Annotated in this window: 15 protein-coding genes and 2 pseudogenes; 11 read left to right on the top strand and 6 right to left on the bottom strand. The window is 60.2% G+C overall.

The annotated features are described in order from the left end of the window. The first annotated feature begins 25 nt into the window (after positions 1-25). Entirely contained in the window at positions 26-1,390 is a 1,365-nt protein-coding gene (locus ACWKV5_RS00480; protein WP_027924704.1) for an MFS transporter, read from the top strand. Positions 1,391-1,515: 125 nt separating this feature from the next. Here the strand turns inward: ACWKV5_RS00480 and ACWKV5_RS00475 are convergent, their stop codons facing one another. After that, a complete protein-coding gene (locus ACWKV5_RS00475; protein WP_483839677.1) occupies positions 1,516-2,391 on the bottom strand; it encodes a LysR substrate-binding domain-containing protein in 876 nt (291 codons plus the stop codon). A gap of 143 nt (positions 2,392-2,534) precedes the next feature. Beyond that, positions 2,535-3,713, bottom strand: a complete 1,179-nt coding sequence (locus tag ACWKV5_RS00470; RefSeq protein WP_483839676.1) for a hypothetical protein — start codon at positions 3,711-3,713, stop codon at positions 2,535-2,537. A gap of 185 nt (positions 3,714-3,898) precedes the next feature. On the opposite strand from ACWKV5_RS00470, the gene ACWKV5_RS00465 reads away from it, so the two are divergent. The 7 genes from ACWKV5_RS00465 to ACWKV5_RS00435 all read left to right on the top strand — a co-directional run bounded on the left by ACWKV5_RS00465 (position 3,899) and on the right by ACWKV5_RS00435 (position 12,187). Beyond that, complete coding sequence (locus ACWKV5_RS00465; RefSeq protein WP_483839675.1) at positions 3,899-4,831, top strand: LysR substrate-binding domain-containing protein; 933 nt, start codon at positions 3,899-3,901, stop codon at positions 4,829-4,831. Positions 4,832-5,063: 232 nt separating this feature from the next. After that, a complete protein-coding gene (aldA, locus tag ACWKV5_RS00460; RefSeq protein WP_483840301.1) occupies positions 5,064-6,488 on the top strand; it encodes an aldehyde dehydrogenase in 1,425 nt (474 codons plus the stop codon). Between the two features lie 84 nt (positions 6,489-6,572). Then, positions 6,573-7,892, top strand: coding sequence for an MFS transporter (locus tag ACWKV5_RS00455; RefSeq protein WP_483839674.1), 1,320 nt, complete (start codon positions 6,573-6,575; stop codon positions 7,890-7,892). Between the two features lies 1 nt (position 7,893). Next, on the top strand, positions 7,894-9,111 hold the full coding sequence (locus ACWKV5_RS00450; RefSeq protein ID WP_483839673.1) for a mandelate racemase/muconate lactonizing enzyme family protein: 1,218 nt from the start codon (positions 7,894-7,896) through the stop codon (positions 9,109-9,111). Positions 9,112-9,301: 190 nt separating this feature from the next. After that, positions 9,302-10,909 (top strand): GMC family oxidoreductase, encoded by a 1,608-nt coding sequence (locus tag ACWKV5_RS00445; RefSeq protein WP_483839672.1) that lies wholly within the window; start codon positions 9,302-9,304, stop codon positions 10,907-10,909. A 113-nt stretch (positions 10,910-11,022) separates the two neighbouring features. After that, positions 11,023-11,430: a response regulator gene (locus tag ACWKV5_RS00440; protein ID WP_483839671.1), complete on the top strand. Its 408-nt coding sequence runs from the start codon at positions 11,023-11,025 to the stop codon at positions 11,428-11,430. A gap of 88 nt (positions 11,431-11,518) precedes the next feature. Further along, complete coding sequence (locus ACWKV5_RS00435; RefSeq protein ID WP_483839670.1) at positions 11,519-12,187, top strand: HAD-IA family hydrolase; 669 nt, start codon at positions 11,519-11,521, stop codon at positions 12,185-12,187. 107 nt (positions 12,188-12,294) lie between these two features. Here ACWKV5_RS00435 and ACWKV5_RS00430 read toward each other — a convergent pair whose 3' ends face one another. Then, positions 12,295-12,954, bottom strand: coding sequence for a methyltransferase family protein (locus ACWKV5_RS00430; protein ID WP_483839669.1), 660 nt, complete (start codon positions 12,952-12,954; stop codon positions 12,295-12,297). Positions 12,955-13,261: 307 nt separating this feature from the next. Here ACWKV5_RS00430 and ACWKV5_RS00425 point away from each other — a divergent pair, with 307 nt between their 5' ends. Next, positions 13,262-14,164 carry an MBL fold metallo-hydrolase gene (locus tag ACWKV5_RS00425; protein WP_483839668.1) on the top strand — a complete coding sequence of 301 codons (903 nt, stop codon included), beginning with the start codon at positions 13,262-13,264 and terminating at the stop codon, positions 14,162-14,164. Here the strand turns inward: ACWKV5_RS00425 and ACWKV5_RS00420 are convergent. Then, positions 14,099-15,046: a GlxA family transcriptional regulator gene (locus ACWKV5_RS00420; RefSeq protein WP_483839667.1), complete on the bottom strand. Its 948-nt coding sequence runs from the start codon at positions 15,044-15,046 to the stop codon at positions 14,099-14,101. The two genes, ACWKV5_RS00425 and ACWKV5_RS00420, sit on opposite strands and share 66 nt — an antisense overlap. A 124-nt stretch (positions 15,047-15,170) precedes the next feature. Between ACWKV5_RS00420 and ACWKV5_RS00415 the strand changes: the two genes are divergently transcribed. Then, the gene (locus ACWKV5_RS00415) at positions 15,171-15,962 is read left to right on the top strand and encodes an SDR family NAD(P)-dependent oxidoreductase (protein ID WP_483839666.1); all 792 of its coding nucleotides are present in this window, start codon (positions 15,171-15,173) and stop codon (positions 15,960-15,962) included. A 216-nt stretch (positions 15,963-16,178) separates the two neighbouring features. Next, positions 16,179-17,089: pseudogene (locus ACWKV5_RS00410) on the top strand (pyridoxal-phosphate dependent enzyme). Between the two features lie 43 nt (positions 17,090-17,132). On the opposite strand, the gene ACWKV5_RS00405 reads toward ACWKV5_RS00410, so the two are convergent. After that, the gene (locus tag ACWKV5_RS00405; RefSeq protein ID WP_483839665.1) at positions 17,133-17,435 is read right to left on the bottom strand and encodes a DUF2388 domain-containing protein; all 303 of its coding nucleotides are present in this window, start codon (positions 17,433-17,435) and stop codon (positions 17,133-17,135) included. A gap of 95 nt (positions 17,436-17,530) precedes the next feature. Beyond that, positions 17,531-17,704 (bottom strand): annotated as a pseudogene (locus tag ACWKV5_RS00400) (hypothetical protein); the annotation flags it as partial. Position 17,705: the final 1 nt, after the last annotated feature.

Genomic DNA, 17,705 nt, shown 5'->3' with positions numbered 1-17,705 from the left:
TCAATAACAACAATTGGAGATTTACATGTCCGTACAACCGGTAAAAATCGACGACCTGCCCATCGGGCGCTTTCACCTGAAAATCGCCGGCCTGACCTTCGGCGCACACTTCACCGACGGCTACATCCTCGGCCTGATCGGCATCGCGTTCACCTTGCTGAGCCCGCAGATGCACCTCGATGCGTTCTGGCAAGGCCTGATTGGCGCTTCGGCCCTGATCGGTCTGTTCCTCGGCAGCCTGTTTTTCGGCTGGATCTCCGACAAGGTCGGCCGCCAGAAAATCTTCCTGGTCAGCTTCGTGCTGATCACTATCGCCTCGGTGATGCAGTTCTACGCCGAAACCGCGATGGGCCTGTTCCTGTGCCGGGTATTGATCGGCATCGGGCTGGGCGGGGATTTCAGTGTCGGCCACGCCATGCTGGCCGAGTTCGCGCCGAAAAAACATCGCGGCGTGCTGCTCGGTTCGTTCAGCGTGATCTGGACGTTCGGCTACGTTGCCGCGACGTTTGTCGGTACCGCCATGCTCAGCCTCGGCGATGACGCCTGGCGCTGGATGCTGGCGTCTTCGGCGATCCCGGCGGCGTTGATTCTGATTGCGCGCATCGGCACGCCAGAGTCGCCGCGCTGGCTGGTGAACCAGGGCCGGATTGCCGAAGCACGGGCGATCGTCAAGAAGCACCTGGGCGCCAACGTCGAACTCGACGAAACCCAATCCACCGAAACCCGTTCCGGCTACGCGGTGTTGTTCAGCCGTGAGTACCGCAAACGTACCGCGTTCAACTGCCTGTTCTTCGTCTGCATTGTCATGCCGTACTTCGCCATCTACACCTTTCTGCCGTCGATTCTGCAGAAAATGGGCCTGGCGGAAGGTTTCGGCACCGAGCTGATGCTGAACATGCTGCTGATCCTCGGCGCGTTGATCGGGATCTGGTGCACGATCAAATTCTCGCGCCGCGGGTTCTTGATCAACTCGTTCATCATCCTGGCGGTCGCGTTGTTCATGTTGGCGGTGTTGCCGAGCAGTGCAGCGTTCCTGATGGTGCTGGTGTTCGGGCTGTTCACGCTGGTGTTGTCAGCGGTGAGTAACCTGGTGGGCGTGTTCCCGGCCGAGAGCTTCCCGACTGAAGTGCGGGCCAGCGGGATCGGCCTGGCCACGGCGGTCAGCCGTTTGGGCTCGGCGATCAGCACGTTCCTGTTGCCGGTGAGTGTGGCGGGTATTGGCTTGAGCCCGACGATGGGGATTCTGGCGGCGATCCTGGCCATCGGCGCCTGGCTGTCCTGGGCGTGGGCGCCAGAGACCAAATCGCTGACACTGAGCCAGGCGTGCAAGGCGCAGAGCCCGGTGGAGGGTGGTGCTGCGGTGGCGGTGAAAGTCCCAGCCCCGATCTAACTGACTGCCAAAGTTCCACTGTGGGAGCGAGCCTGCTCGCGAAGACGGAGTGTCAGTCACCCTCAATATTGACTGATCCACCGCTTTCGCGAGCAAGCTCGCTCCCACAGGGAATGTCGGTGACTCTAGGGATTGCTGACCAGTCCCAACCAATCGGTAAACAACCGCACTTTCGACAACCCCTGCTTGTCATTCGCCACATCCAGCCAATAGCCATACGGACCGATCACCTCCACCGGGGTAATCGGCAGCAGGCTGCCATTGGCCAGTTCCTTTTCGATCATCTGCCGGTCAATCACCGCCAGCCCACCTCCCGCCAGCGCGGTGTGGATCACCTGATCCAGCGTGCTGAATTCCAGCCCTTGCCCCGCATCGACATCATCGCGCCCCATGGCCGTCAGCCAGTTTTCCCAGACCTTCAGGCGTTTGCCATCGTGCAGGATGTGCAGCAGCGGAAAGCCCCGCAGATCCGGTGGCTGACCGTCGCTGAACAGCTCCGGGCTGGCCACGGCGATGTGCCGTTCCATCACCAACAATTGGCTGCTGCAATGGCTGTTGGCTTCGAGGCCAAAGCGGATGTGGCAGTCGATTTCGGCGAGGCTGTCGTGGCTGGCCTGGTTGGTCACACTCAGGCTGATGTCGGGATAACGCTGACAGAACACGCGCAAATGCGCCGACAACCAACGCGTCGCCCAGGTCGGTGGCGCGAGGATTCTCAGGCGCTGGCGCAGGTTGGGCACGCGCACGGCTTGCAGGGCGCGTTCAATGTGATCGAAAGCTTCCGCGAGATGCGGGGAGAGGGCGATGCCGGAGTCGGTCAGCGATAAGCCCTGGGGCGTGCGCACGAACAGCGCGACGCCGAGGTAGTCTTCCAGCTGCTTGATCTGGCGGCTGACTGCGCCTTGAGTGACGTTCAGGCCGAGCGCTGCCTGGCTGAAACTGCGATGACGCGCGACCTCTTCGAAGACGCGCAGCATGTTGAGCGAGGGCAGTTGACGCATCGAAGGTGGACTCCGTACCGGCCTCAGGTGTTGCGTCGGGCCGGTTTATTGTTTTGGTGGCGGTCTCTGTGGTGCCTATCTGACTATTTGCCAAAGGTTGATGCAAGTGTTGATTCGTCCTAAAGGACGCTAAATAAATGGAATCAGAAGTAATACCCAACGTTCACATACAACTGATTCTCCCACTGATCACTCCCGCCAGCCCCCAGACTCTGTGTATAGCTGCTACCCCCGATATACGGATCATTCTTGCCAAACAACCACTCTGCAGCGACCCACAATTTACTCACCGAAAACGAACTGCCCAGAATCATCCGCTCCGACGTCTTGAACTCGCTGGCGGATTTATCGAAGGCGCTGTAGTTGGCGTACAGCTTGACCCCGCTGACCTGATCGAACAGGTATTTCCCGGCCACGTCGTAGCTGAGATCCGCCACATAGAGATTGCCGCGGCTGGCGACGTTGTACGTGCCGTCATAACCGCCAAGAGTCACCAACTCATCAGTGCCAGGATTGCGCGGCGACATCTGTTGCCGCGCCGCCTGCAATTGCACGCCCCATGGGCCGTTCTTGCCCAGGTAGTGAATGGCCACGGCGTTGCGCCGGCCATCATCATTGGTGTCCTTGTTCTCCAGCGATGAGCTCAGGCCCGAGAGGCCAATTTCCGATTTCCACGGTCCCAGGTCCAGTGCCTTGGCCACCCGAAGCACCACGGTGTTGCGCTCCTGATTGTTGCTGCCGTCGGCGACGTAGCTGTCGGCTTCGGACACCACGCTGGAATAGGTGACCCCGTTGCTGGTGCCTTTGCCTTGCCACGCCGGGCGCAAGTAGTAACCGGCCTGGAGGTTCCAGTCGCCCGATTGCTGGATGTATTTGGCGCCGACCTGTTGCACATCTTCCAGGCCGATGACGTTGCCCAGGGTTTCGTAGAAGGTGCTGCCGAAATACGGCTGCAAACCGAACGGCACCGTGTTCAGGCCCACTTGCACTTGCTGGTCGGGATTGAACTTGTAGCCGGCCCACGCGAACTTGGCGAACTGGATATCGCCGTAATTCCTGGTGTACTGATACGGATAGGACCGGCCATAAAAACGATATTGGGCTTCACCGATCCAGGTGTCGGAGTTGTATTTGGCGCTGAGGAACATGGTGTCCAGGCCGAATTTCTGAATGTCGCGATCCGGGTCGTAGTCCCAGCGCGCCCGAACTGCACCGCCGAGGTCAAGATTGTCGGTCACTTGCACGGCCATGGCAGGGGCCGCAAAGGTGCAGAACAGAGCGATGTACAGAGGACTGAGGCGCAGGGAAGCAGAGAAGGGCATGGGGCAGCTCTCGGTTATTTTTATATGAGATGCCGGCCAGTCTTGCGATGAACGGTGGGTTGAACAAACGATTAAAAATGCACGGGAACCTTCCTTCGATGCATGTTACTTAGAAAATCCTGTAGGACAATGCGTAGCGGCCATGGGATGCTTGGTCGATCAGCTAACGTCCTCGAGTGCTTTTCATGAAACGCAAAATGCCCGGTCTTAATGCCCTCAAGGCGTTTGAAGTGGCCGGCAGCACCGGTAGTTTTACCCGCGCCGCCGAGTTGTTGAACGTGACCCAGAGTGCGGTCAGTCGCCAGGTGCGTCAGTTGGAGGAACAGTTGGGCAAGAGCCTGCTGGAGCGCCGCCACCATCACCTCGAACTGACCAGCGCCGGCAAAGTGCTGCTGCGGGCGTTGCATCAATCCTTCGACAAGATCGAGCTGACGGTGCGCAGCATCCAGCAGAAAACCCATTCCAATCGCCTGCACATCAACGCGCCGCCCACCTTTACCAACCGCTGGCTGATGCCACGTCTGGGGCGGTTGCGCGAGAAGCATCCCGAGCTGGAACTGAGCATCACCACGCGCTTGCAGGACAGCCTTGCGGAAACCAGCACCCTCGACTGTGCGATCCGTTTCGGCGACGGCGAATGGGATGGCCTGGACAGCTCGATGCTGATTCAGGAACGGCACATCGCGGTGTGCGCGCCGACCTTGTATGCGCGGGAGTGGAGCGAGCAGGGCATCGACCTCAATCGCCTGACATTGCTGCATGTGCTGGCTCGGGAGGACCAGCGCTACCTGACCTGGAAACACTGGCTGGACGCCGCACGCATCACCGGGGTCGATACCCAGGGCGGGTATGAATTCGACCTGCTGGACCTGGCCATTCGTGCGGCCGTAGACGGCTTGGGCATCACCATCGCCGACTGGCACATGGTCGCCCCGGAACTGGCCAGCGGGCATCTGACCCAGGTGCTCAATGTGCATGTGGAAGGGCACCAGTCCTATTGGCTGGTGACCCGGCCGGAGCAGACCCTGATGCCGCAATTGCAGGTGTTCAGCCAGTGGTTGCAGGAAGAAATCTGGCTGGCACAACGGCAGCTCGAACCCTCAACCGCCGCTCTCTAACCCACACAAATCCCCCTGTGGGAGCGAGCCTGCTCGCGAATGCGGAGTGTCATGCACTATCAATGCAGCGGATCCACCCCCTTCGCGAGCAGGCTCGCTCCCACATGGGACTGCGTTCTTTCGAGGTAACCTGCGTTTTTCGAATGTTTGCCCGCTCAATAAATCGTTTGTTCAACCCGCTCAGGATGCCAAGACTGCTCGAACTGGATAAAAACAACGATGGGCGATGCACATGCGACTCGAGCGAAATTTTGTTAACGGCCACTTCATCGAACCTGCCAGCGACGCGCTGATCGCAGTCTATAACCCGGCGACCGAAGCACTGGTCGGCCACGTCTCGGCAGCCACCGCTGTCGAAGCGGTCAACGCGGTAGAAGCGGCTGCCGCTGCGCAAAAGGTCTGGGGCAAACTCACCAGCATCGAACGCGCCGAGCACCTGCGTTCCTTCGCCGATGCCCTGGACGCCTGCGCTGAAGACATCGGCGCCGCTCTGGCCGCCGAATCCGGCAAAAGCGTGGCCGATGCCAGTAACGAAGCCCGTTACGCCGCGCAGATCACCCGTTATCACGCTGAATGGGCCCGCCGCATAGAAGGCGAGATCATTCCCAGCGACAGCCCGAACGAAAACCTTTTCCTGCACCGCGAAGCGATTGGTGTGGTCGCGTGCCTGATTCCGTTCAACTACCCGGTCTATACGCTGCTGCGCAAAATCGCCCCGGCGCTGATTGCCGGCAACACCGTGGTGGTGCGCCCGAGCAACAACACACCGACCTCGGCCTTTGAAATCGCCAAGGCCGTCGCGCAATCCGGACTGCCGGCGGGTGTGGTGAACATCCTGACCATGGATCACGCCACCGCGGCCGCCGTGTGCACGCACAAGGCTGTGGGCCTCATTACCTTGACCGGCAGCGTCAACGCCGGGCGCATCGTGCTCGATTACTGCAAGGCCAATATCGCCAAGCCATCGCTGGAGCTGGGTGGTAAAACCCCGGCGATCATCGAAGCCGACGCCGACCTTGAAGCCGCCGCGACGGCCATCGTCGCCTCGAAAACCACCCACTGCGGCCAGTTGTGCACGGCGGTGGAGCGGGTCTACGTGCAGGAAAGCGTCTATGAACAATTTCTCGCGCTGCTGAAAGCGAAAATCAGCGCCGTGAAGTTCGGCGACCGTGCCACCGACGCCAGCCTGATGGGCCCGTTGGTCAACGCCAGTTCGCAGCAGAACATCCACGCCATGGTCGAGCGCGCCATCGCGGACGGCGCGGTCCTGGAAACCGGTGGTTTTATCCCGCAAGGCAACGGCCATTTCTATCCGCCGACCCTGCTCAGCAGCTGCCGCCAGGACATGGAAATCATCCAGGAAGAAATCTTCGGCCCGGTGCTGCCGGTGCTCAAGTACCGCGATATCGACGAAGCGCTGGCGATGGCCAACGACCATCAGTTCGGGCTGTCCTCGGTGCTCTACACCGAGAACTACCGCACCACGATGAAAGTCGCCAACGCCATCGAAGCCGGCGAGCTGTACGTCAATCGCACTCCGGCCGACCCGTACCAGGGCTTCCACGCCGGCTGGAAACGCTCCGGCCTGGGCGGCGATGACGGCAAGCACGGCATGCTCGAATTCACCCAGACCCGTCTCGTAGTGATGAAGTACTGATCCACCGGCCACACGCCTCACGCAACACCCATAAAAACAATTAACAGGGCCACCCGGACCACCGGGCGGCCAGAGGTCACCTAGATGTCCAAGCAAGCATCCACTGCTGCCGCTGTTCAGGGTTCGAATGCGGGTTCAATCAGCCAGAGCGACAAGGGCAGTCGCTATGTCCAACTGATGTTATTGGTGCTGGCCGCCGGTGCGATCTACCCGATCCTGTACCTGCGCCAGGTCTACCAGACCACCATGCTCGACGTGTTCCAGATCAACCACAGCGAGCTGGGTTATCTGTATTCGATGCTCGGTACGATTTTCCTTTTGAGCTATTTGCCGAGCGGTTGGCTGGCGGATCGCATCGCCCCACGCTTCCTGATTTTCTTCTCGCTGGTGGCCACCGGTGCCTTGGGCCTGTGGTACTCCACCGCGCCGTCGATGACCGGTTTGATGATCATCTTCGGTTGCTGGGGCCTGACCACCGGCCTGACGTTTTGGGCCTCGGTGCTCAAGCGCGTGAAGATGATTGCCCATCACACCGAGCAGGGCCGCTTCTTCGGCATCCTCGATGGCGGTCGCGGGCTGGTCGAAGCCTTGCTGGCAACGGTTGCGCTGGGGCTGTTTGCCTTCGCCACCGAGACGCGCGGCGAGTCGGCGGCTGAAGGCTTCAAGCACGTGGTCTACCTGTATGCCTTCACCTGTATCGCCATCGGCTGTGTGCTGGTGTTGATCAAGGACCCGAAGTCGATGGAAGACACGGCGGCGGTGGAGAAGGGCAAATACAACCTGCTCAGCGACCTGACCACCCTGGTGAAAATCCCGGAGCTGTGGCTGGTCACCGCCATTGTGTTCTGCGGTTATCACATCTTCTGGGCCACCTACAGCTTCTCCGATTACCTGCAGGGCGGCGGCATGACCGCGGTCATGGCCGGCACGATCACCACGATCAAGCTGTGGATGCGCCCGATTGGCGGCATCGGCGGCGGCTGGCTGGGTGACAAGTTTTCGAACATCTCGGTGCTGATCGTGGCGCTGTTCTGCGCGACGTTGGCGATGGTCGGCCTGATCGTGTTCCCGGCGCTTAACAGCATGGGCCTGCTGGTCGGCACAGTGATTTTCATCGGCCTGATGACCTATGCGATTCGCGGTTTGTACTGGGCGATCCTCGACACCTGCAACATTCCGCTGCGCATCACGGGGCTGGCCATCGGCATTGTCTCGGTGGTCGGTTACCTGCCGGACGCCTTCATTCCTTTGATCAACGGCTACCTCACCGAGCATTTCCCGGGTGCCTTTGGTTACAAGCTGTATTTCGGCTACATCGCTTTCGTCGGCCTGCTGGGCACTCTCGCGGCGCTGACCTTGCGTGCTCGTATCAATCGTAAATCCCTGATCAAGACAGGTGCCTGAGATGAAAATCGTCGCCCTTGAAACCCATATCGTTGCCGTACCGCCACCGCACATCGGCGGGATGTACTGGCTGTTCGTCAAGATCAAAACCGATTGCGGCATCGAAGGCGTGGGCGAGATCTACGCCGCGACCTTCGGCCCCAAAGCCATGTTGCCGATCATCGAAGACGTGTTCGAACGCTACTTGCTCAACCACGACCCACACCACATCGAACGCTTCTTCCGTCAGGCTTATTCGAGCGGTTTCACCCAGCGTCCGGACCTGACCATGATGGGCGTGGTCAGCGGCCTGGAAATGGCCTGCTGGGACATCATTGGCAAAGCGGCGAACAAACCGGTCTACGAATTGCTCGGCGGCAAGGTCAACGAGCGCCTGCGTTCCTACACCTACCTCTACCCGGTGAACAGCCAGGGCGAGTATGACTACGACGACCCGGACCTGGCCGCCGAGTGCGCCATCGAGAACATGAACAAAGGCTTCACCGCGGTGAAATTCGACCCGGCCGGGCCGTACACCGCGTACTCCGGGCATCAGATTTCCCTGGAAGTGCTGGAGCGCTGCGAAACCTTCTGCCGCAAGATCCGCGAAGCGGTCGGCGACAAGTGCGACCTGCTGTTCGGCACGCACGGGCAAATGGTGCCGTCCTCGGCGATTCGCCTGGCCAAGCGCCTGGAGAAGTACGATCCGCTGTGGTTCGAAGAGCCGGTGCCGCCAGGTCAGGAAGAAGCCATGGCGCAGGTCGCGGCCAAGACTTCGATTCCGATTGCCACCGGTGAGCGCCTGACCACCAAGTACGAATTCTTCAAGCTGCTGCAAGCCGGCGGCGCGTCGATTCTGCAGATGAACGTCGCCCGTTGCGGCGGTCTGCTGGAAGCGAAAAAGATCGCCAGCATGGCTGAAGCCTATTACGCGCAGATCGCCCCACACCTTTACAACGGGCCGATTGGCGCGGCTGCGAGTTTCCAGTTGGCGACCTGCACACCGAACTTCCTGATCCAGGAAAGCATCATGACCTGGGGCGGTTTCCATGCGGAAGTCCTGACCAAGCCGCTGCAATGGGAGGACGGCTACATCATCCCGTCCACCGAACCGGGCCTGGGCGTGGAACTGAATATGGATGTGGTGCGCAAGCATTCGCCGTATACCGGCGAGCGCCTGCACCTGCAAATGGCGCCGACCCCGGCGGACGTCAAAGACACATCGCCAGCCAGAGGCTGATGGGATACCTCCTTTACGGACATGGCGCAGTGCCCTAGTGGGAGCGAGCCTGCTCGCGAAAGCGTCAGGTCAGTCAACATTGATGTTGAATGTGCTGCTGCCTTCGCGAGCAGGCTCGCTCCCACAGGGTTCGCGTTTTGACTGATGGATGGGTGGTTTTTTTGTACAACGACTTACGCGGTAACCCTGCATGACTTACGACTACATCATCGCTGGCGCTGGCGCCGCAGGCTGCATCCTGGCCAACCGGCTCTCGGCCAGTGGCAAACATTCGGTGTTGCTACTGGAAGCGGGCGGCAAGGACAGTTCCTTGTGGTTCAAGATTCCGGTCGGCTTCGCCAAAATGTATTACAACCCGACCTTCAACTGGATGTATTACAGCCAGCCACAAAAGCAACTGGGCAACCGCGAAATCTACGCACCACGCGGCAAAGTGCAGGGCGGTTCGGGCTCGATCAACGCGATGATCTACGTCCGTGGCCAGGCCCACGACTTTGACGATTGGGCAGCCAACGGCAATGAAGGCTGGGGCTTTAGAGATGTACTGCCGTATTTCCGCAAACTGGAAAACCATCCGCTGGGCGACAGCGAATACCACGGCGGCAGCGGTCCGATCAGCATCACGCCGATGAAGGGCCAGACCCATCCGATCTGCGATGTGTTCCTCAAAGGCTGCGATGAACTCGGCTACCCCCACAGCGACGATTTCAACGGGCCGAAATTCGAAGGCTCGGGTATCTATGACGTCAACACCAAAAATGGCCAGCGTTGCTCCAGCAGCTTTGCGCATTTGCACCCGGCCTTGAGCCGACCAAACCTGACCGTCGAGCATTACGCGCTGGTCGACCGAGTGCTGTTCGACAATGGCCGCGCGACCGGGATTTCGATCACCCAGCATGGCGTGGTGCGAACCTTCACCGCCAACAAGGAAGTGATTCTTTGCGCCGGCGCGGTGGACACGCCGAAGATCCTGCAACTGTCCGGTGTCGCGGATCAGGCGCTGCTGGCCAAACACAAGATCCCGATGGTCAAGCACCTGCCAGCGGTGGGGCAGAACCTGCAGGATCACCTGTGTGCCAGCTATTACTACAAGGCCAATATCCCGACGCTCAACGATGAACTGAGTTCGCTGTTCGGTCAGTTCAAACTCGGTTTGAAGTACCTGTTCACCCGCAAGGGCGCGCTGGCGATGAGCGTCAATCAGGCCGGCGGATTCTTCCGTGGCAATGAGCAGCAAACCGATCCGAACCTGCAGTTGTACTTCAACCCGCTGTCGTACCAGATCCCGAAAAACAACAAGGCCAGCCTCAAGCCGGAGCCGTACTCGGGTTTCCTGTTGTGCTTCAACCCGTGCCGGCCGACCAGTCGCGGGCACATCGAGATCGCCTCGAAAAACCCACGGGACGCGGCGCTGATCGACCCGAACTACTTGAGCACCCAGAAGGACATCGACGAGGTCATTCAGGGCAGCCGCTTGATGCGTAAGATCATGCAGGCACCGGCGCTCAAGGGCATCACTGTTGAAGAAGTGTTGCCGGGGCCGGTCGTCGAAACCGACGAGCAGATGCTGCAGTATTTCCGCGAAAACAGTGGTTCGATCTACCACCTGTGCGGCTCCTGCGCCATGGGTTCGGACGAGCAGAAGTCCGTGGTCGACCAGCGCTTGAAAGTCCATGGTCTTGAGGGATTGCGCATCGTCGATGCATCGATTTTTCCTAACGTGACGTCGGGGAATACCCACGCGGCGGTGTTGATGGTGGCCGAGAAGGGCGCCGACCTGATTTTGCAGGACGCCTGATTTCACAACCTCTGTGTATCAAAAATGAATTTCCGCCAAGTCCGCTGCTCATACCTGATAGGCAGCGGATTTATTGCGCGAAATCATGGGTGTATTCAGGGAGTGTTGAAATCATGGGGCCAGTATCGACGGTGGGCACGAACGTAACTGGCGGGTTGATTCTTGTGGTCGAGGATGACCCGCTGATCCTGGAATTTCTCTGCGAAATTCTTCAGGAAGAGGGGTTCGTGGTTCAGCCACAAACCAGCGCGGACGCCGCTTCTGTGTACCTGGAGCAGCACTCGGACAACGTCCGCCTGTTGCTCACCGACATCACCATGCCGGGCAAGCTCAATGGCGCTGACTTGGCCAATCAGTTTGGCGACCGCTGGCCCGACAAGCCGATCATGATCATGTCCGGTTTCGAAACCCCGCAAAGCTCCGGTGTCCGGCATGCCGTCTCGTTCATCAAGAAGCCCTGGGCGCTCGGCCAATTGCTCGACTGCGTCGAAGGCGCCTTGAAGTCAAAACCCCTTGGCTGAAACGTTGTTGCGCTGCATGAGTCCGTCTCGCCAGTAAATGCTACATTGCCCGGCACACCCGCCAGGCCTTGCGAGAGGAAGCTCATCCTTGTCTGCTCATCGATCCGTTTTCAACACACCGTACCGCGCGTTCCTGTTCGACATGGACGGCACCGTGCTCAACTCCATTGCCGCCGCCGAGCGGATCTGGACGATCTGGGCCGTGCGCCATGGGGTGGAGGTCGCGTCGTTCCTGCCAACCATTCACGGCGCCCGCGCCATTGATACGGTGAACCGCCAGGGTTTGCCGGGCGTGGATGCCGAAGCTGAAGCCGCGTGGATTACCGAGGCGGAAATCGAGGACGTGGAAGGGGTTGTCGAGGTGCGTGGGGCGGCGGAATTTCTTCGGACCTTGCCGGCCGGTCAATGGGCGATCGTCACGTCCGCACCCAGAGCGCTGGCGTTGCGCCGGATGGCGGCGGCGGGAATACCCGAGCCTGAGGTCATGGTGACTGCCGAGGAGGTCAGCGCCGGGAAACCGGATCCTGCAGGTTACCGGTTGGCGGCCAAGCGGCTGGGTGTCGAGGTGACGGACTGCCTGATCTTCGAAGACGCCACCGTAGGCATTCTCGCGGCAGAAGCGGCGGGGGCGGATTTGGTGATCATCACCGAGACGCATGAGCATCCGATCCAGACGCAACATGCGACGTTGGCCAACTATCAGTCGGTCACCGCATCCGTCGATCCCGACCACTCTCTGCGCCTCAAACAAATCTAAATGTGGGAGCGAGCCTGCTCGCGAAAGCGGTGGATCAGTCGATATTGATGTGACTGACCCACCGCATTCGCGAGCAGGCTCGCTCCCACAATGGTTCTTTGTACTCGCTAATAGAGTCCGGGTATCAGCCGCCATGTGCTGGCGCAATAACTGTCGTATTCCCCGCCAAACTGCGCCCTCAACAACGCTTCTTCCGAGTGAATCCGCGCAATCAGCGGAATCACCGTCAACGCCGCCAGCAGCAACCCGACACCCGAACGAAAGGCCAGCGCCCAGCCCACGGCAATTACCAGCATCCCCAGGTAACTGGGGTTGCGCAGGCGCCGATAAATCCCGTCGGTAACCAGCGTGTGCCCCGGCTGAATCGCCACCAATCCACTGAAACGTTTGCCCAATACAAACACTGGCCACAAGCGAAGTGCGCCACCGAGGCAGAACAGCAATGCGCCGATCCAGCGCAGGCCTTCACCGCCAAAGGTCCAGAAGTCGATCCGGTCGGTGTAGGCCGGCAGGAATCCGCTGAGCAACCCGATCACCCCGAACGCCGGAAGCACCCAGCGATTGGCCCGGTCTTCACGTTCACCGGAACTCAGATTGACCTCGGTGAACAACGACAACACGGTCATCACTACGGTTACGAGGGCAACCACCACCAGCGACCCATGCGCAAAAAACGCCGCAAACCCGCCCATGCCCCACACGGCAAGACCGAGGTAGGCGAGGGTGCCGACGATGGCGAAGAACGCCAGTTTGGCCGAGATTTTCATGGCGCAGGTTCCAGGTCTGGACCGATACGTTGAGTGTAGATGCTCAAGCTGTTCCGCCGGATTGAGCTAGCCTCATCTGACGGTCGGGTCAAGCGAAGGAGGGACAATGTGGCCTTACAAGCGAGCGAGCGAGAAGACCCGAAACGATGGCATCACCAGACATTCCATGGTGCTGGCGATACTGCTTGCCGTCATTGGCGCAGGCATCGTCGCGTGCGCTTCACGTCCGCCATCCTCGCTTTCACCTTATTCAGTGATCGTTCTCCCGCGGACATCGTCATCGCCAGGTGAGCTGAGTGTGCGATTCATGGGCGTGTCGACCCTGATGCTCAGCGATGGACAGACGTCAATCATGACCGACGGTTTTTTTTCCCGGCCGGAGCTGTTCAAGGTATTGCTCGGTCGGATCGGGCCGGACAACGAACGCATCGATGCGGCGTTGCACACCCTTTGCAATCCGCGATTGGCCGCAGTGATGGTGGCGCACTCCCATTTCGATCATGCGCTCGACTCGGCGGTGGTCGCATCGCGTACCGGGGCCGTGTTGGTGGGATCGGCATCGGTGGCCAATATCGGCCTGGGGGCGGGCCTGGCGCCAGAACGAATCAAGTCCGTCGACACTCAAGGTCCTTTCAGGTTCGGCGACTTCAAGGTGCAAGCGTTCCAGTCGCCACACTCTCCTGACGCGAAATTCCCCGGGACCATCACTGCGCCGCTGACCGCTCCCGCCAGAGCCAGCGCGTACAAGGAGGGGGGCAATTACTCCTATCTGATCGACCACAACGGTTTGCGGATTCTCATCCATCCCAGTGCCAACTTCACCCCGGGCCTGTTCAAGGGCGTCAAGGCAGACATCGTGTTTCTGGGCATCGGCACCCTCGGCAAGCAAGACCTGCGGTTCGCGCAGGACTACTGGCATGAAGTGGTGCAAACCACCGGCGCGCGGTTGGTGATTCCGATTCACTGGGATGATTTTTTCGAATCACTCGACAAGGGCTTGCAACCCATGCCTGAGTGGATGGACCCTTTCGATGTTGCGATGCAGAGACTAATGCCGATGGCCCTGGCCGATGGCGTGACCCTGCGATTGATGCCGCTGTTTGAGCCGGTCGATGTGCGGGCAGCGCTGGCGGTGCACTCGCGTTCAGGTGTTGATGTCGGCCCTGGCATTGCGCCGGATCACCTGCGGCGGTTGGCCGAATGCCCTTAGAAAGGCTTCGCGCATGCGGCGTCTATCCGTGAATCCGGCTTCGGTGGCGATCTGATCGAGGGTCAGGCGCCCGCGTTCGAGCATCTGCCGCGCCGCTTCCAGCCGCAGGTTTTCGATGGCTTTGGCCGGCGTCTGCCCGGTCTCTGCGCGAAAGCTGCGGCTGAATTGGCGCGGGCTCAGGCGCGCCACGTCGGCCAGTTGCTCCACCGACAGCGGCGAAGCCAAATGCTCCCGGGCGTAGCCAAGAACGGTCTGAATACGGTCGGATTTTGGTGCCAATTCCAGCAGTGCCGAATGCTGGGACTGGCCTCCCGCACGACGTTGGTACATCACCAGCTTCTGCGCCACGGAGCGCGCCAGTTCGGCACCGTGATCCTTCTCGACCATGGCCAGCGCCAAGTCAATGCCGGCGGTCATGCCGGCCGAGGTCCAGATCGAGCCGTCGACCACGTAGATGCGGTCTTCTTCCACCTTGATCGAGGGAAACCGCGCTTGCAGGTCCCGGGCATAAGCCCAGTGCGTGGTGGCCCGCCGTCCGTCGAGTAAACCCGCCTGGGCCAGCACGAACGCCCCGGAACAAATCGATGCCATCCGCCGTGCAGTGCTCACGTTGTCGCGCAGGTAGGTCAGCACGCTGTCGGGCGCCTGTTCGACGATGCAGTCGCCACCGACCACGATGACCGTATCGAATACCCGCTCACCGAACGCCTGGGTCCCGACGCTTAATCCCCCGGAGGCGCGCAGCGTGCTGCCATCCTCGGAGATCACGTTGACGTCATACAGCGTCTCGCCGGCGCTGAAATTGGCGTACTCGAACACCGGCATCGCGGCCAGCGCCATGGACTGGAAGCCCTCGCATACCACAAATGCCACGCTAGTCATTGCCAGACCCTCAAAAGGACATGTCCTGAAAACGTACTTTAAACGTCATTTGAGACAAGTGTAAGAGTCTCTATAACTGTTCACACCCGGCGAACTGATCGCCCCACTGTGAAGGAAACTCGACATGGCTCTCTCATCCAAAGGCACCGCACTGATCACTGGCGCTTCTTCGGGCATCGGCGCGGTGTATGCCGACCGTCTCGCCCGGCAAGGTTACGACCTGATTCTAGTCGCCCGCAGCCAGACCAAACTGAACGCGCTGGCGAACCACCTGAGCAACGAAACCGGGCGCGCGGTGGAAGTGGTCGCTGCCGATTTGAAAGTCAAAGCCGATGTGCTGCGGGTCGAGGAAATCCTGCGTAACGACGCCAGCATCACCTTGTTGGTCAACAACGCCGGCGTCGGTGCTGTCATGCCATTGTTGGGCAGCCCGGTGGATGAGATGGAAGACATGATCACCCTTAACGTTACCGCGCTGATGCGTCTGGCATACGCCGTGGTGCCAGGCTTCGTCGCCCGTGGCACTGGCACCGTGGTTAACATTTCGTCGATCGTTGCCGTCGCGCCAGAAATCCTCAACGGCGTATACGGCGGGACCAAGGCTTTCGTGTTGGGCTTGAGCCAGTCGATGCACCACGAACTGGCGGATAAAGGCATTCGTATCCAGGCGGTATTGCCCGGTGCGACCGCAACCGATTTCTGGAACGAGGCCGGCAACCCGGTGGAAAACCTGCCGCAAGAGATCGTGATGTCGGCGCAAGACATGGTCGATGCCGCGCTGGCGGGTTTGGCAAACGGCGAAGTGGTGACCATTCCGAGCCTGCACGATGGCGAGCAATGGGACCGTTATGAAGCCCAGCGCCAGACCCTTTCCGGGTTGTTCGGCAACTCCAGCGCCGCACCGCGTTATCGCTAAACAAGGGGTCAGGGCGTCGCCAGTAATTTCGGCCATGACACAAAACCTGTGGCGAGGGAGCTTGCTCCCGCTGGACTGCGCAGCAGGCCCATCTTTGGGGCCGCTTCGCTGCCCAGCGGGAGCAAGCTCCCTCGCCACAGTGTTCAGCGCAGGGCCGTGAGCTGGGCAGGGTGAACTAAGCTTGGATAAGAAGGGTTCACCTTTGGGACACCCGCGATGCTTCACATCAAGACACCGTTGATTCTGCACTTGGGCCTGTCGACACCGACCCGACGGATCTGGTTGAAGATGGAAAACCTGCAACCCAGCGGTTCGTTCAAGCTGCGTGGCATGGGGTTTCTGTGCAGTCAGGCCAAGGCGCAGGGCAAACGCCGAGTGGTGTGTCCTTCGGGCGGCAATGCCGGGTTTGCCACCGCCATTGCTGCCGCGAGCCTGGGGTTGAGCGCCTGCATTGTGGTGCCGCACACCACCCCTGAATCGACCCGCGCGAGGATCCGCAAAACCGGTGCTGAAGTGATCGTGCACGGCAAGGTCTGGGACGAGGCCAATCAACGCGCCAAAGAACTTTCACAGGATGCTGACACCGAATACGTACCGGCCTTCGATCACCCGGTGTTGTGGGAAGGGCACAGCACTCTGGTCGATGAAGTGCTGGAAGTGTGTCCTCAAATGGATGCGATGGTGACGTCGGTGGGCGGCGGGGGCTTGCTGGCGGGAATTCTCACGGGGTTGATGCGCCATGGGCGCACCGATTGCCGGATCATCGCTTGCGAAACCGAGGGTTCGGCTTCTTTCGCGGCGGCCATGAAGGCTGGGCATCCGGTCCGGTTGCCGCGCATCGACACTGTGGCGACCTCGCTGGGCGCGGCAAAAGTTGCGCCCTGGCCGGTGCAGCACCTGCGCGATTTCCCTCACCAATGCGTCGTGCTCAGCGATGAGGACGCGATCATGGGCGTCGTGCGTTTCGCCAGCGACCTGCGTGCGGTGTGTCATTGGCGGTGGCGTACCTCGACCATCCCGCCATAGCCGATGCGCACGACGTGGTGATCGTGGTCTGTGGCGGGGTGAGTGTCAGTGCGCAATTAGTCGCCGGGTGGGCACGTTTATCCGCAGGGAAAGCGAAGTAGGGCTGGAAACGCTATCCAGGTGTCACAAGCCCCACCGCTGCCTTCATTCCCCCTGAATCAGAATGGCCCGAGCCAGGTCTTCATCAGTGGCGTTGAGGCCGGGATTGTCCTGACGGATTTTTTTCAGCACCGATTCCAGATAAACCCCGCGAATCGCACCACCACTGGCGACGAAGCTGGAGGCGTCATCCCGGGCGGGAATCATCAGTTTATGGTCCTTGAACGTCGAGTACAGCGAAGCCGAGACCCCGGCCGACGTGGCAACATCGCCCGCATCCACTTTGGCCATAGCCGAGCCGAAGGGTAAACACAGCATCAGGGAAGAGATGATAATCAGACGGCGCATGACGGTGTCCTCTGAAAGCGTGAAGCAAATAGGAAGTACCTCATAGCTTAGGATGCGCGGCGATCGCCAGGAGTTCCTTGACCGCGCGATTTCGTTCAAAACCGCAGGGTTGCTCCAGTGGTCAACCACCGATCACGCTCTCCTGTCAGGTAGCGGCCCGCCACCACATCAACGTCGATACGCTCGCCGAGGTGAAACCGTGGCCCGGCCTGCCATGCCTGTTCAGCACCTTGTTGGCCATAACGTTCGGCAATCCTCAGGGTGAGACTG

The organism is Pseudomonas oplopanacis, assembly GCF_057128725.1.
Note: the sequence above shows the minus strand (reverse complement) of the source record. Positions and strands in the feature narration are given on the sequence as shown.